Source organism: Nocardia sp. NPDC050412 (assembly GCF_044458825.1).
GTDB lineage: Bacteria > Actinomycetota > Actinomycetes > Mycobacteriales > Mycobacteriaceae > Nocardia.
The window spans coordinates 212,492-227,496 of record NZ_JBITIJ010000001.1 but is presented as its reverse complement, the minus strand read 5'-3'; the positions used below and the strand labels follow the sequence as shown (position 1 = coordinate 227,496).

Here is a 15,005-nt window from a genome sequence, read left to right as displayed (position 1 = left end):
CCGAGCATCAGGCCCGTTGGGCGAAGAGCTGGTCCGACCAGGGCAGGTCGATGCCGGTCTCGGCGGCTTCGCCGTCTTGACGCTGCTCTCTGCGCCGGTTCTGGGCTCGGCCCGCGATCCGCTGGTCCGAGCTCACCGCCCTGGGCATTCACTCGGGGCCGGCTCGCCGCGCAAACGTCCGTCGATCCAGCCGATCTCCCCGGGAAAGCCGGTGAACAGGGCGATGACGTGCTCGCCGGGTTCGGTGCGGTGCACGGCGGGGACGCCGCGCGCGCATTGGTCACGGTAGAGATCGTCACCGTTCTCGTGCGGGATCCAGAAGTCGCTTGCGGCGTGATAGATGTAGAGCGGCGCACCCGATTTACGGCCGGTCAGGCTGAGCTGCCCGAAGATTCGATCCGCGATACCGCTGGTCAGCGGGGCACTGATATTGGCGGCGACATCGATCGGAACGCCGACCACGCCGAGCGGGCCGTTGCTGTCACCACAGGTGTCCTTGATCGGCGAGGTCGCCGCCCACTGGGCCAGATGATTCAAATAGCCGAGAATCTCCGGATGCTCCCGGCTCATCGCCAACGCGACAACCAGCAGAATGCCGGATGCGGAGTTTCCGTTGAAGCGGCTGGCGACCATTCGATAGTCGGTCACGAGTCCACCCATGGCCGCCCCGACCAGCACACCCGACAGTTCCGGCGCGTACTCGTCGAGCAGCATGGCGGCCGCATACGATGCGATCGCGCCACCGGAATATCCGGTAATCGCGAAACGACTGTCCGTGAACTCCGTCGGCAGCATGTGGCGCACCGCGCGAATCGAATCCAGCAGCACATGCCCGGCGACCTTCGGTTCGGCGTAGGCCATCCACGGACCCTCGTGATCGGGAATCAGCACCGCGTAGCCGCGGCTGAGGCCCCAGGCTGTGTTCGGCGGAAACAGATCACCCACATTGAACTTGCTGTGCAACCCGTGCGCCATCGCGTAGCTCGGCGTGCAGCTGAGTCCGAGCGAATTGATCGGCAGGGCATTCACCAACACCGGCCGATCCCCCGGACCCGTCCATGCGGCGGCGGGAATCACCAATGTCGCGGTCCCGAAGGATGGCACACCGGATGCGTCCGTCGTCCGGAACTTCAGCAGGATCGCACGCTGTATCGGCGAAATCGCCAGTGGTGCGGAAGTCGCTGTCACATCACGCCACTCGACGATATCGCCGGGAGCTAGACCATCGAGCCCATCCGGCCACGCGTCGAACATCCGATCCCCCGACGGCGCGGACCGCACTGCCTGCCACAACGCCGCCAAGTCCGCGGGCACCTCACCGGACGGCGGTGACGCGGCAGGCGGAAACGATGGCGCGGGGATATGTGCGTCGATCCACCGCTGCGGATCGGACGGGCCGGGCGACACCGGCGCGGCTGGGCCTCCGGTCGGGTCGGCGTGTGCCGGCGCCGGCCCCACCAGCAGCGAGCAACCCAACGTGCTCGCGACGACGACAGCTCGGAGACTCGACATCTGACACCTTCCGAATTCGACACCCCCGACGGGGGCCAGACTATGTCCCGGTGGAATCACAGCTCGGATCTGTTTGGATTTGTCACGACTGAGCCCGCCCGACATGCTGGCCGAACCCAAAATTTCGAAAACCACTGGCGCACAAGCAACCTTCGATGATCCCCCGGCTCTGCCGCGACATCCGATGCACTGCCGATCACAGATGCTGGTCAGCCGCGTATCGTTCTTGGTGCAGTGGTCCGCGATGACCTATGCCCCGGCACTAGGAAGCTCATGGACATCGTAAGAGCGCCGCAGCCGCAATACCGGCAGGCACGCTTGGCCGACATCGAAGATATCGCGGCCATCGAGGCCGAGGTGTTCGCCGAGCCGTACCTGTATCTGATGCTGCGACAGCTCTACGACCTGCATGGATCCGATTGGCTGGTCGCTGAGCTGGACGGCCGGGTGATCGGCTATGCGCTGACGCTCCATAAGGCGGGCCGGGCGCTGCTGTTCACGTTCGCGGTGGCCGAGCAACACCGGGGCAAAGGCTACGGTCCCGCCCTGCTGCACCAGATGCTGCAGCAGTGCCGGACAGATGGAGCCGAGGTCGTTTATCTGACGGTACGGCCCGACAACCAGCCGGCCGCGGACTTGTTCAAGCGGGCTGGGTTCGAATTCGTCGAACATGATGACCAGTATTTCGGGCCAGGTGAACCGCGAGGTGTGTTCGAGTACCGATTGCGTAGCCGACACCTGGACTCCTGACCGTCAACATCACAATTCGCTCGAGCGCTCAACTAGAACCTGTTACAGTCTGCCGACTCGAGGCACTCTCCTATGCCTCACATCGGAAGGTTTTCGCTCATGTACGACCGACGCCCCTCGGCCAACACCGGCGTTCGCCAAGGGATGAATCGCCGGAAATTCTTGGCGGGCACTGCAATTGCCGCCGGGGCGATGGCGCTCAGCCCGGCCGCGTGGACCGCGAAGGCGTCGGCGGCACCCATCGGCAACGGGGATCACGTGCCGAATCTGATCATCGGCAGCGGCTACGGCGGCGCGGTCGCCGCGCTGCGCCTGTGCCAGGCGGGCAAGCAGGTGGCGATGATCGAGATGGGACAGAACTGGACCACACCCGGCTCGGACGGAAAAGTGTTCTGCACCATGCTCGATCCCGACGAGCGCTCCTATTGGTTCCGGACCAGAACCGAGCAGCCGGTCGGCTATTTCGTCGGGGCGGATATCAACCGGGACATCAGCCCGAGCGACGCCGGTGTGCTCGATTCGGAGCATTTCGCGGCGACCAGGGTGTATCAGGGCCGTGGGGTCGGCGGCGGCTCGCTGGTCAACGGCGGCATGGCTCCGCTGCCGAAACAGGACTACTTCCAACAGATCCTGCCATCGGTCGACGCGACGACGATGTACTCCACCTACTTCCCCCGGGCACAGTCCGCGCTCGGGGTCAACAATGTCGACTCGGCCTGGTTCGAATCCGCCGAATGCTACAAATACGCGCGGGTCAGTCGCACAACCGCCAACAAAGCAGGCTACACAACAACATTCGTGCCCAATGTCTACGACTTCAGCTATATGCAGAAGGAGCAGGCGAATACCGTTACCCGCTCGGCGCTGGCCGGCGAGGTGATCTATGGCAACAACTACGGAAAACGTTCGCTCGACAAGACTTATCTGGCGGTGGCCGCCGCGACCGGCAAGCTGAGCATCTCACCACTACACAAGGTCACCAGCGTGACACCGGCCGCGAGCGGCTACACGGTGGTCATCACACAGATCGATGTGCTCGGCAATACGGTGGCGACCAAAACCGTCACCGCGGACAAAGTCTTCTTCGCGGCGGGCAGCGTCGGCACCAGCAAACTGCTTGTCACCATGAAGGCGCTGGGAAAGCTGCCCAACCTGGCCGATTCGGTCGGCGCGGGCTGGGGCAACAACGGCAATGTGATGGTCGGGCGCGCCGGACTGGATTTGTCCGGCGAGCTCCAATCCGCGATTCCCTGTATGGGCATCGACAACTGGGCCGATGCGAATGGTCCGGTATTCGCCGAAATCGCCCCGTTCCCAACGAGTACCGAGAACGGCGTGAATCTCTATCTGGCGATCACCAAGAACCCCAACCGCGCCGAGTTCACCTACAACTCCGCCACCGGCGGGGTGGATCTGTCCTGGCAGGCGTCGTACACCCAGCCTTCGATCGATGCGGCGAAACGCGTCTTCGATGCCATCAATTCCAAGGCGGGCACGGTTTATCGGTCTGATCTGTTCGGCGTCTACAAGGTCTGGGGCGACGACTTCGTCTACCACCCCCTCGGCGGCTGCCTGCTCGGACAGGCCACCGATAACTACGGCCGACTCAACGGCTACTCCGGGCTATACGTCATCGACGGATCGCTGATTCCGGGCAGCACCGGCGTCAACCCCTTCCTGACAATTACCGGTCTCGCGGAACGCAATATCGAAAAGATCATCGCCACCGACCTGGCATGACACTCGGCCGGTCCGTGCGGGGTCGGTTAGCTTACTTCCCCGTCCGGATCGGACCAGGCGTCATCGATCGGCCAACCCGCGGCCAGCAACTGCGCTCGGACGCGCGCGATATCGGATTCGAGCGGCATCTCATTGGTCAGTTTGGTGATGAGCACGCCGATATCGACCCGGTCAGCTGGTATGGCACCTTGCTGAATGAGCTCATCCGCCACCTGCCGCACCTCCGCTTCGGGCAGCCTCCGCGACAATAGAGCCAGCAGCGGCACATAGTCCGGAGCCGGCACGCCGTGCGGATATCCGGCACGCAACCACGCGACGATTCTGGTGAGGAGATCGGATAGGGCCATAATCCTCCGATCAGATGGGTGACCGACCTGGTTCGCGCCTACCTGCCACCTTCGGCCGCCAAATATCTTGCCGCGCTATCGGATTCGGACCGAGACAACTCTCTCGCCCAGAACGCGTCGCTGTCCTGGTCCAACGGGCAAATCCACCGTCGCCTGGCGTTCGGGTTCGAACATGACGGCGTACGGTCGTATCCGCAACATTGCCACACGATCGGCGGCAAGGGCCGACTGCACAGCCGACTACGAGTGCTGACGACTCCGCGGAAGCTCCGTATCGCTCGAAGGGATGGCGAGCGCCGAAGTCGCGATGGTCGGGGCCGGATCGCGTTCACCATCGGTGGGAAGGTTCGGGCGACGGTCCTGAACGAGTATTGGAATACCGCCTCACCGAGGACCTAGCTGTTCGGAATTTGCGTGAACCGATGATCTGGCACCCCGCACCACGGTCGACCATGCTCACCGACGCCCACCCACCCCCGGGTGACGCAGCGAGCGCCAGAGCATCCCATGAGCCGGACGTGCACCTCCGGGTAAACCTGCGCGGAGTGATCCTGGACTTCATCGCACGGGCCAGCGCCGCCGAGCAGTTCATCGAGGACCACAAGACCCACCACTATGTCGACGCCGTTTCGGTAATCCCGGGCGACGGGCGTGGCCTGCCGCGGCTCCCAAACGAGGAGTTATACGTCGGGCCCTAGAACCGGCCGGCCCGTCCACCAGAGAATGAGTTCTGCATGATGTGACCCGAACTCCACATCGGCTGGAGCATTGACGACGCGGGATGGACTCTATTGCTGCGGCAAGCCCCAGCAGGGGTAATCACGGCCGGCGTCGACAAGGCCGACGCTCTGCGGTGTTCGGCAGATGACGTGCGGTTTGTGGCGATAATCCACCACCAAGTGCGAAGTCGCAGCCTTGTCGCCCGTGAACGTCTGATGGCATTGGGAACAATGGCACACGTTGTGCGCACTCAATGGCCACCAGCACCGGCATCCCCGGCATTTCACCGTCTCCGGCGATCTCGTCTTCATGATCACTCACCCACTCGCACAACCCGGATGCGGTCCGCCATCGCCACTTCGGTCGTACCCGCACCGAGCGGCGGCACACCTTCATCCTCGACCCGCCGAAAAGACCATCCTGCCACGGCATCGTCTCACCCACTTGTCACCCGAACACGAGGAGACCCCTTCCGAGCACTTGGAAGGGGTCTCCTTGTCAACCCAATCGAATCGTTCCGCACTGGACCGAACCAGCCCGGCCACAACCACTTTCACGATCTGCTCAGATAACCACACGGCGATCGTTGTCATCGTGGATCCGGCGACGGGAACTCTTACCGGTCCGATCTCAGCCCGTTACGTACGTCTCGAACTCGAGGCCCCAGCCCGGTCGAGCACTGCGGACCGATGCCGTAGCAACTACGCCGCCGCAACGCGACCGTCGGTGGGCGAGTGCCGATCTCTCAGCAGCTGGCGGGTGCGGGCTCGCCGAGCATCCGGGCGTTCAGCCAGGTCATTACTTCTGGTGCGCCGATCAATGCGGCCGACAGATGCTCGAACGCGGGCACTCGCAGCGTCTGCACCGGCACCCCGGCCGCACACCAGCGGCTGTCGACGTGGTCGATCGCGTCGATCGGAATCAGGGGGTCGGTCGGCGAATGCCATTCGAACACCGGTATTTCCGGCACATCATTGTAGAATTCCAGGCTGTTCTCCCTCAATACCGCCCGAGCTTCAGGGAGGGCAGCGGTAGGGCTGCTGGCGAGGAATTCGCCGGCGCTGCCGCCGACACCGGTGACGAGGATCTGGTTGGTGCAGCTGTTGGCCATGGCGTCCCGGACCGCCAGGCCGCGCTTATTGAGATACGCGCTGACCGGTATCCGCTGCGGGTATTCCCGCTCCAGACCGATCGCCGCCGCCATGGCAAGCCCGAAGGCCGGATGCGTCTCCATGCCCACCGCCTCCGCCATTACCTCCATGTTCATCGGGGCGCCGCCGATGGCCGCGCCCGCAAGCTCCAGTTCCGGCGCGTACGACGGCTGCAGCGCCGCCGCCCATCCGGTGGCCATGCCGCCGCCGGAGTAACCGGCCAGCACCACCCGGCTGTGCTGCACGGCGAGTTCGGGCAGGCGTTTCACCGCCCTGACACCGTCCAATACGATCTTGCCGCCCAAACGCGCAGCCCCGAAAGCGAAGTTCGGGCCGAGATGATCCGGCAGCGCGACACTCCAGCCCTGCGCCAGCGCCGTGTTCAAAATCGACGCCGTGGTAACCAGATTCGGATCGCCGCTGTACAGCTGGTGCGATACCGAGCAGGCGGTGCCAAGAGCATTGATGAAGTGCTGAAACGACAGCAGCGGCCCGTCGGGCTGATGGCCGATGGGGGTAAGGATCGTGGTGGTCGCCGCTATCGGCGCGCCCTGCGAGTTGGTCGACCGGAATTTCACCAGCGTGACGGTGGCGCCGGGGAAGAGGAGCACCGGCGGCAGCGGACGCACGTCGAGCACATCACCGGGCCGGTGCGCCGCCAGATCCGCCGGTGCGGCGTAGAAGGGGTCCGGATCGGGCTCCGGGTACACCGGTTGGGCGGTTGCCGTTGTCGCCAGCAGTAGCCCGAATGCCACGCTACCGAGCGCAGTCAGGACCTTTACTGAACCGCTGCGCCCGCGGCGAGGAAAGCGAAGAAACCGACGAGTCAAGACCATGACCTCCATGAGTAGTTCACGGAATTCGTTTGACCAGCAAGTTCGAGCTCACGTGCACCTTATCGGACGATGATCTGAAAACGGACGAAAGACGAGAAGACTCTGATCTTGACCGAACCACACGCTGCCCACCGACCCACCACCGATCCGAGCCGACAGCGGCGGCGCGGAAACGTCCCCGGCGGCTATGCGGTCAAGGTGTGGGCACCGTAGGCCGATAGATCATCAACGGAGATCGACGCCGCCGTACCGCAGACGCTGCGCGCCGAATCCGTTGATACAGCTACGGGTTCGGCATTGCGCTGGTTCGCCGAAGCTGACGCAGTGCCGGCGCGCTCGCGAGTAATGGGGAGGGCTCGCACGTTTGCACAGAATTAACGTAAAGAGCACACGATCGCGGCCGACTGCACCCCGCCGACCACTAGGCTCAATGACACGTCTTCGACACGGAGGTCGGCGTCACCGCAAGAGCGGAGCGGCTCGAACGGTTCTCATCGCCCACAGATATCGACAGACCATCAATGTGGCGCGGCACCATCACCGCCGGTTGAGCTGAATCGGCAGTCTGTCCTGAAACCCAGCGACAACGCGGAGACCCCATGCCCCATGCCGACCTGAAACCCGCCCGCCACCTCGACGTCCGCATCATGACACCAGGCCAAATCGCCTCCTGCACATCCGCTGAACCAGCGATACCGTCGCAAAGAATTCCGCTATCGGGTGAGAACGGGCCATCCCGGCAACTCAGTTCGCTCGACGTCCTACTGCTCGATGCCGAATCACCCACCATGCTGCTCCACGTCGGGTCGGTCACACTGCTGGAACCACCCACCACAGGTCGCGCACTGGACGTCACCGTACTGCGGCGGTTGATCGCGAGCCGACTACACCTGGTCGCACCCCTGAGGTGGCGACTGCGCACCGTCCCGCTCGGGCTGGACCTCCCCTATTGGGAAGACAGCGACACCATCGACCTCGGATATCACGTGCGCGATGCGCGCCTCCCCGAAGGCTCGACCGATATGGCGCTGGCCGATCTCGCCGCACGTCTGCACGCGCAGCCGCTCGACCGAAATCGACCACTATGGGAATGCCACCTGATCTCGGGATTGACCGACGGCCGCCAAGCCATCTACACCAAGGTCCATCACGCCCTGATCGATGGCGTGTCGGGGGCCGAGGTCATGGCCGCGCTCTTCGATATCGTGCCCGACTCCCAGCCGCCACCGCCACCGCCCGACGGGCTCCGTTTGGGACGAACGCCCAATCCCGCCGAAATACTCGGCCGCGGCATCGCACACACGATGACCCGCCAAACCGATCGGATGCGCCTGCCCATGCGCCTGGGACCGATGCTGCCGAACGCACTCGCCGACATGCGCAAAGCCAATCCCACGCTGCCGAGCAACCGCCCCAACGGCACCGACCGGTCCTTCGCCTTCGTCTCGCTCTCACTCGACACTGTCAAACAGGTCAAGAACAGCTTCGGCGGCACCGTCAACGACGTGGTAATGACTTTGTGCACCACCGCATTTCGCCGCTGGCTACACGACCACGACACACTGGCCGACGACCCGGCCATGGCCGCGATCCCGGTATCAGTGCGCACCCAAGAGCAACTCGGCACCGCGGGCAACCAGTTCTCCATCATGCTGTGCGAACTACCGATCGGCGAACCCGACCCACAACACCGCATGAAACTCACCCACGCCGCCATGCTGGCCGCCAAGGACCACTTCCACGCCACCCCACCGGCCCTGCTGCATTACGCCACAGCGGCCCTCCCCCAGATCCTGCACGGCCTGGCCACCCGCCTACTCCTGCGCGTCGCCGCCCCCGCACTACCCCTGGCCAACATGGTCATTTCCAACGTGCCCGGCCCGCAGATACCGTTGTACGCCGCAGGAATTCGGGTGGCCGGAAGCTACCCCATCTCCGTACTCACCGACCTGTCCGGCCCACTCAACATCACCGTCATGTCCTACAACGGCCACCTCGACTTCGGCATCCTCGCCAGCACCGACACCATCCCGGACGTCTGGAACATCGCCACCTACCTACAGGATGCACTCACCGAGCTGGTTCAATAGCCGCCCAGCCGCAGCAGCGGCTCATGGCTACCGTCTCCGCAGGTCGATCTCTGGGGTCAGCGCATGCGTCCTCCCCCGACTCGACCACCCCACCGATCCACGAGGCTCGCGGTCAGATGGTGCTTCCGCCGTCGGCGAGTAGCGTGCTGCCCGTCATGAAGGCCGAGAGGTCGGATGCGCAGAACAGCACGACTCGGGCGATGTCGTCGGGAACGCCGATACGTCCGATCGGTCCGTTGAGCATCAAGGGGGTGGGCGGGGTAACGCTGTCGGCAACCGGAGCGGTGGCCGCGGCCATCTTCATATTGCCCTCCGTGGGGACGAAACTCGGCGCGACTCCGAGCACTCGGATGCCCAGCGACGCGAGTTCGAGTGCCAGCTCGCGGGTGAGGCCGCGCACAGCGTGCTTGGAGCTTACATAGGCGGCCAAACCCGGTGCGCTACCACGGAATCCGGCGGTCGAGACGATGTTCACGATGACGCCGCCAGTACCCGCATCGGATATGCGCCGCGCTGCCTCGCGTGCGCCGAGGAAGACGCCGCGCGCGTTCACGGCGAATACCTTCTCCCAATCCTGCTCGCCCATCTCGAGCAGCGGGATGCTCGGGAAGACGCCGGCGTTGTTCACCCAGATCTCCAGGCCGCCCAGCTCCGCGACCGCACGGTCGGCCGCCGCCGCCACGGAGGCCGCGTCGGTCACGTCCATGGCAGCGCCGATCACGTGCACGCCGTGCGCTCGTGCCAGCTGCTCGGCGGTGGCTACGGCCAGCTCTTCGTCGATGTCGCCGATCAGGACGTCGGCGCCGGCCTCAGCCAAGCGCAGCGCGATCGCCTTGCCCAGCCCACGAGCACCTCCGGTCACGACCGCCCGCCGGCCCCGCAACGAGACGAGGTCGGCGAGAGATTTGCTCGATACGTCCGCGATGGACATACATGGCCTCCTGTAGCTGCACCGAGTCGACACCTTCGCAGTAAAAGTAACCATGGTGGTAACTTTTTGCAATACTAGACTACGGCGATCGAGAGACTCTGCCCCCGAGAACTGACGAAGGACGCTCGTGACCCCTCCCGCGCAGGCCGATAATCCCGCCGAACAGACTCGGCCGGGGCGGCGCCGCCGCGGCCCGAACGCGGCCACCCCGGCGCGGCGCGCGCAGATCGTTCGCGCCGCACTGGAGAGCTTCGCCCAGCACGGCTACGAGCGCGCCTCCCTGCGCGACATCGCCGCGCGGGCACAGGTGACGCATGCGGCGCTGCTGCGGCACTTCTCCGGCAAGGACGAGCTTCTCGTCGCCGCTTTGAACCAGCGGGACGAGGACGAGGAAAAACTGGCGGCACAGATCCTCGAGGCCGGTACGGCCGGGGAGAGCGTGCTGGGCGAAGTCCTCCGCGCCGAGTTCGACGACCCCGATTACCAGCGCAACTGGATGTCACTCGCTGTCGCGGCGACCGACCCCGCGCATCCGGCGCACGAGTTCTTCACAGGTCGCCGTGAGCGGCTGCGCGCACACCTGGCCAACAGCCCGCTGCCCACCGCCCACGACAGCGAGTACCTTTCGGCCGACGAGAAGGTCACCCTGGTGCTGGCGATGATCGATGGCCTGCGCATCCAATCCCTGCTCGACCCATCTCGCGAAACCCTCGGTCTGCTGGAGGTTTTCATGAAACTGGTGATCACGCCCCGGGACGACAGGCCTGGCGCCTGAGCCAACCAGTCGGCACCGCTCGCACCGGATCGAACTGGGGATCACGATCCGGGCGGCCAGCATGTCCGCCATCCCGCCGGTCGGCACCGACGGCGATGCCGCTGACATGGAACCGGTTGATGTTCCCGCAATCAGCTACTCGTCACCGACCGCTTCTCGCATTGGTGGCGCAAGGGCCACAGCCGACTCACGCGGCGGCAACGGTGTGCCGAAACGTCGCAGGTAGCGTTCGACGAACGCACGCAATTCGGCATGGCCCTGCTCGACCCCCACCGCACTTTCGTTACCGAGAATGCGCGCCGCCCCGGTAAGCAGCATCGACATCACCACCGGTGGAAACTCATCCAGGTCCATGCCGTACGCGCGCAGGACCAGGGTGACGGCGGCGGTCTCGATGTCACGCACCCGTTCCGCATACGCCTTGAGCTCGGCGCCGATCACCTTGCGATGGTTGGCCAATGCCATGAATTCGGTATTCAGCTGAATGAATCGGGAGTCGGCGTTGATCGACCACAAAGCCCGCAACGGATCCTCGTCGGTAAGCACTCGACGCACCCGAGCCAGCTCGCGCTCGGCGCCCGCACGCAGCACGTCGAGAAACAGGTCGTCCATCGTGGGGAAGTAGTAGTACAACAATGCGGGCTTCACCCCGGCCTTGGCCGCCACCCTGCGCGATGTCGCCGCGGCGTACCCCTCTTCGCGCATAATTTGAGCGGTCGCCTCCATGAGTCGGCTACGCGCTCCCGCATCCTTGCCGCTGGCCGCACGCTTGTTGGGCATCAGTGAAACCTCTCGAGAAGAACACCAATACAAGGCATTTCAAGGACATTCACGTCCCTTGACCGTTCACTTCGAGCCGTGGTAAGCATGCATCACCCTAACAGTTTGATCGATCGCTCAGTCTTCTGTCGACTGATCGAGCGCTCCACCCGCCACGAAAGGCCGGCGAGAAAATGACCGATCTGGCCGCAGTCGACTACTTCTCCGACCCCGCCGTCACCCAGAACCCCTACCCCTACCTGGAATACCTGCGTAGTCAGAACCCGGTGTTTCGCGAACCCCGCTACGGCGTCATCGCCGTCACCGGATACCAGGAAGTCATCGAGGTCTTCCGCGACACGGATACCTACTCCGCCGCCGTCTCCATCGGCGGCCCCTTCCCGCCGTTGCCCTTCGAACCCGAAGGCGACGACATCAGCGCCCAAATCGAAGAACACCGACACCAGTTCCCGATCAACGAGTTCATGGTGACGATGGATCCGCCGAACCACACGCGGACCCGGGCGCTGCTGAGCCGACTGATCACCCCCAAACGGCTGAAAGAGAACGAGGACTACATGTGGCAGCTGGTGGATCGCCAGCTCGACGAGTTCCTCGCGAACGGGCGGTGCGAATTCCTGGCCGAGTACGCCAAACCCTTCGCCACCCTCGTCATCGCCGACCTGCTCGGCGTCCCCGACGACGACCGCGACGAATTCCGCGCCACGCTGGCCGGGCACAAGACTCCAGGAAGCCGAGTGGGTGCGCTCGACGGCGAACCGGTGGGCACCAACCCGCTGCAGTGGCTGGACGACCAGTTCAGTGCCTACATCACCGACCGGCAGCGCACTCCGCGCGGGGACATCCTCAGCGTGTTGGCATCAACCACCTACCCCGACGGGACCAACCCCTCGGTCATCGAACTCGTCCGCCCCGCCACTTTCCTGTTCGCCGCCGGGCAGGAAACCGTCACCAAACTGCTCAGCTCCGCCGTTCGGGTGCTGGGCGAACGGCCCGACCTGCAACAGCGGGTTCGTGAGGATCGCAGCCTGATCGGTGGCTTCATCGAGGAATCGCTGCGCATGGAAAGCCCGACAAAAGTCGACTTCCGGCTCGTGAAAAAGACCACCACACTCGGCGGCGTCGACATCCCCGCGGGCACCGTGGTGATGCTGTGCCTGGGTGCCGCCAACCGCGACCCCCGCAAATTCGAGAATCCGGATCAATTCCACATCGACCGCCGTAATGCCCGCGAACACATCGCCTTCGGCCGCGGTATCCACACTTGCGCCGGCGCACCATTGGCCCGAGTCGAAGGCCAGGTCACCCTGAACCGTCTCCTCGACCGCGCCCACGACATCACCATCGATGACACCGCACACGGTCCAACCGGCGAGCGCACCTACAAATACGAACCCACCTTCCTGCTGCGTGGACTCCGCGAACTGCACATCACCTTCACACCCAGCGCGTAGAGAATCGAAGGAGCCGCCGTGGTCGAACGTCGCCGAGTACAAAGACCGCTACGCCTCCTACCGCTTCGAGCTGAGCGACGATGACGTACTGCTCATGTAGTGCCACACACAACCGTGGCCGATACCTCCTGCTGACCGGTGAGAAGCTGACCGCCCGGGAGGCCATGGAGTGGGGCGCGGTCGCGGAGGCGCATCCGAAAGACGAGCTCCTCGACCGCGCCTGGGACCGGCCCTGGACGCGCCGCCAATCGCGGACTGCACGTCCTTCGCCGAGTCTCGCTCGGCACTATCGCTATACGCGTCGCTGCCGCGACGGCTGTAGCAGGGGCATGGCACCGAAGGTGTATTGCTGCCAGAGCCGCCGGGAGGCCTCCTCCGGATACGGGGCAACGGTCGGCTTCGCATCGAGGAGCTGAACCAGCCGCCGGCCCGGCTCGTAAGCGGGCCAGCCCGGATCGCCCGTCGCGGCGAAGCGACCCCAGGTGGCGCGCATCCGGGCCGACAGCTCCAGCGCCTCGGCTGGGGGCTCGGGACCCAGCAGCAGTGGCCCGAGATGCGTTTCGTACGTACCGAACAGCAGCGTTTCGTCGAGTGCGTGGCATGCGCCGAAAGCCCCGCGCCTGTTGGGCGCCGCCCATGTGAGTTCATACATGTGAACACGTCCACCGGCGCCGGCCTGGGCATCCGCGAGATGTAGTGCGGGCATGCGGTATTGGTTGTCGGACTGCACCAGTTCGCACAACTGCGCAGCGGTGGCGTCCGGGAATGCCGCACGATAGGCCCGCTCGCTGCCGGGCCCCGGGCCGTAGAGCCGTAGGTCGAATTCGGCGCGCTCGTCATCGATCGCTTCTAATTCTCCGGTCAGCACCAGAAAGAGCTGGCATTCGTGCCGGTTGTGTCCGATGATGAGGTCGATTTCCCGACCGGCACCGTCCGCGATCGCCTGCCACGGCGTCGTCGGCAGGACCTCACCGTCCACTACGGGAGCGAAGGGCGCGAGCAGGTACGCGGCCGAGCCCCAGGTTTCGGCATACTCACGCATTACGCCGCCCACGGCCGCACCGGCATCCGGCAGTCGCCGCGGGTCAACGCCGGCCAGGTCCGCCACCGTCGGGCGGCGGCCCACGGCCTTCGCGATCACCTCGGCGATGTCGGCGGCCAATTCGTCGGAGAAGTACTTGCCGGGCATGCTCTGCAGGACGGCCCGCCGGAAAAGCCCTGCGGCACTGGGCATCGCCAACAACGCCGCCACCGATCCAGCGCCGGCGGACTCACCGCACACGGTGACCCGGTCGGCGTCGCCACCGAATGCGGCGATGTTCTCCTGCACCCACCACAGAGCGGCGACCTGGTCGAGCAGGCCACGATTCGCCGGGGTTCCGGATATCCGGGCGAACCCCTCCACACCGACCCGGTAGTTGAACGTCACGACGACGACGTCTGCCTCGCGGGCAATCCGGTATGCGTCGTAACCGGGGCTACCGGAAAAACCGAGTTTGTATGCCCCGCCGTAGATCCACACGATAACCGGCCGGCGTTCAGCCGAATCCGGTTGCGGCGTCCAGACATTCACCGTCAACCAGTCGTCGCCCTCCGGGATATCCGACATACCTGTCAGCCCGGCGATTCCCGCTTCCTGCGGTGGTGGCGGACCGAACTCGAATGCGTCGCGGACGCCCGGCCAAGGGGTGGCCGGGCGCGGCGGCGCAAATCGAGCATCGCCCACTGGGGGCTGCGCGAACGGAATCCCACGGAAGACGGCTACCCCGTGCTCGATTCGGCCTCGTACCGCGCCACCACTGGTTCGGACAACAGGTTCGGCCGGCTCGTGGAAAGACGCTTCGGACATAGTCAACCTCGCATTCGGTCGGCGCCGTACGACCGGCGCGCGAAATCGCCTCGGGCCCAAACGCACAAGG

General features: G+C 64.8%; 13 protein-coding genes. 6 read left to right on the top strand and 7 right to left on the bottom strand.

The genetic code is table 11. The annotated features are described in order from the left end of the window. Window positions 1–7: 7 nt before the first annotated feature. On the bottom strand, window positions 8–136 hold the full coding sequence (locus tag ACIBI6_RS01025; protein WP_364349875.1) for a hypothetical protein: 129 nt from the start codon (window positions 134–136) through the stop codon (window positions 8–10). Next, complete coding sequence (locus tag ACIBI6_RS01020) at window positions 133–1,512, bottom strand: lipase family protein (RefSeq protein ID WP_396954939.1); 1,380 nt, start codon at window positions 1,510–1,512, stop codon at window positions 133–135. The genes ACIBI6_RS01025 and ACIBI6_RS01020 overlap by 4 nt, the downstream gene beginning before the upstream one ends. Before the next feature lie 273 nt (window positions 1,513–1,785). On the opposite strand from ACIBI6_RS01020, the gene ACIBI6_RS01015 reads away from it, so the two are divergent. Then, window positions 1,786–2,262 carry a GNAT family N-acetyltransferase gene (locus ACIBI6_RS01015; protein WP_364349866.1) on the top strand — a complete coding sequence of 159 codons (477 nt, stop codon included), beginning with the start codon at window positions 1,786–1,788 and terminating at the stop codon, window positions 2,260–2,262. A 99-nt stretch (window positions 2,263–2,361) separates the two neighbouring features. Next, window positions 2,362–4,002 carry a GMC oxidoreductase gene (locus ACIBI6_RS01010; RefSeq protein ID WP_396954938.1) on the top strand — a complete coding sequence of 547 codons (1,641 nt, stop codon included), beginning with the start codon at window positions 2,362–2,364 and terminating at the stop codon, window positions 4,000–4,002. Between the two features lie 26 nt (window positions 4,003–4,028). On the opposite strand, the gene ACIBI6_RS01005 is transcribed toward ACIBI6_RS01010, so the two are convergent. Continuing rightward, a complete protein-coding gene (locus tag ACIBI6_RS01005; RefSeq protein WP_364349859.1) occupies window positions 4,029–4,349 on the bottom strand; it encodes a DUF3349 domain-containing protein in 321 nt (106 codons plus the stop codon). A gap of 422 nt (window positions 4,350–4,771) precedes the next feature. Between ACIBI6_RS01005 and ACIBI6_RS01000 the strand changes: the two genes are divergently transcribed. Next, the gene (locus ACIBI6_RS01000; protein ID WP_364349856.1) at window positions 4,772–5,047 is read left to right on the top strand and encodes a hypothetical protein; all 276 of its coding nucleotides are present in this window, start codon (window positions 4,772–4,774) and stop codon (window positions 5,045–5,047) included. A gap of 767 nt (window positions 5,048–5,814) precedes the next feature. Here the strand turns inward: ACIBI6_RS01000 and ACIBI6_RS00995 are convergent. Beyond that, window positions 5,815–6,975, bottom strand: a complete 1,161-nt coding sequence (locus tag ACIBI6_RS00995) for a lipase family protein (protein WP_396954937.1) — start codon at window positions 6,973–6,975, stop codon at window positions 5,815–5,817. 680 nt (window positions 6,976–7,655) lie between these two features. Between ACIBI6_RS00995 and ACIBI6_RS00990 the strand changes: the two genes are divergently transcribed. Beyond that, window positions 7,656–9,146 carry a wax ester/triacylglycerol synthase family O-acyltransferase gene (locus tag ACIBI6_RS00990; RefSeq protein WP_364349850.1) on the top strand — a complete coding sequence of 497 codons (1,491 nt, stop codon included), beginning with the start codon at window positions 7,656–7,658 and terminating at the stop codon, window positions 9,144–9,146. Between the two features lie 112 nt (window positions 9,147–9,258). Here ACIBI6_RS00990 and ACIBI6_RS00985 read toward each other — a convergent pair whose 3' ends face one another. Beyond that, window positions 9,259–10,077, bottom strand: coding sequence for an SDR family NAD(P)-dependent oxidoreductase (locus ACIBI6_RS00985; RefSeq protein WP_396954936.1), 819 nt, complete (start codon window positions 10,075–10,077; stop codon window positions 9,259–9,261). Window positions 10,078–10,204: 127 nt separating this feature from the next. Between ACIBI6_RS00985 and ACIBI6_RS00980 the strand changes: the two genes are divergently transcribed. Beyond that, complete coding sequence (locus ACIBI6_RS00980; RefSeq protein WP_364349844.1) at window positions 10,205–10,852, top strand: TetR/AcrR family transcriptional regulator; 648 nt, start codon at window positions 10,205–10,207, stop codon at window positions 10,850–10,852. A gap of 135 nt (window positions 10,853–10,987) precedes the next feature. Here ACIBI6_RS00980 and ACIBI6_RS00975 read toward each other — a convergent pair whose 3' ends face one another. Then, entirely contained in the window at window positions 10,988–11,632 is a 645-nt protein-coding gene (locus ACIBI6_RS00975) for a helix-turn-helix domain-containing protein (RefSeq protein WP_364349841.1), read from the bottom strand. A 173-nt stretch (window positions 11,633–11,805) separates the two neighbouring features. On the opposite strand from ACIBI6_RS00975, the gene ACIBI6_RS00970 reads away from it, so the two are divergent. Continuing rightward, a complete protein-coding gene (locus ACIBI6_RS00970) occupies window positions 11,806–13,086 on the top strand; it encodes a cytochrome P450 (RefSeq protein WP_364349838.1) in 1,281 nt (426 codons plus the stop codon). Window positions 13,087–13,378: 292 nt separating this feature from the next. Here the strand turns inward: ACIBI6_RS00970 and ACIBI6_RS00965 are convergent, their stop codons facing one another. Continuing rightward, window positions 13,379–14,935 (bottom strand): carboxylesterase/lipase family protein, encoded by a 1,557-nt coding sequence (locus ACIBI6_RS00965; protein WP_396954935.1) that lies wholly within the window; start codon window positions 14,933–14,935, stop codon window positions 13,379–13,381. Window positions 14,936–15,005: the final 70 nt, after the last annotated feature.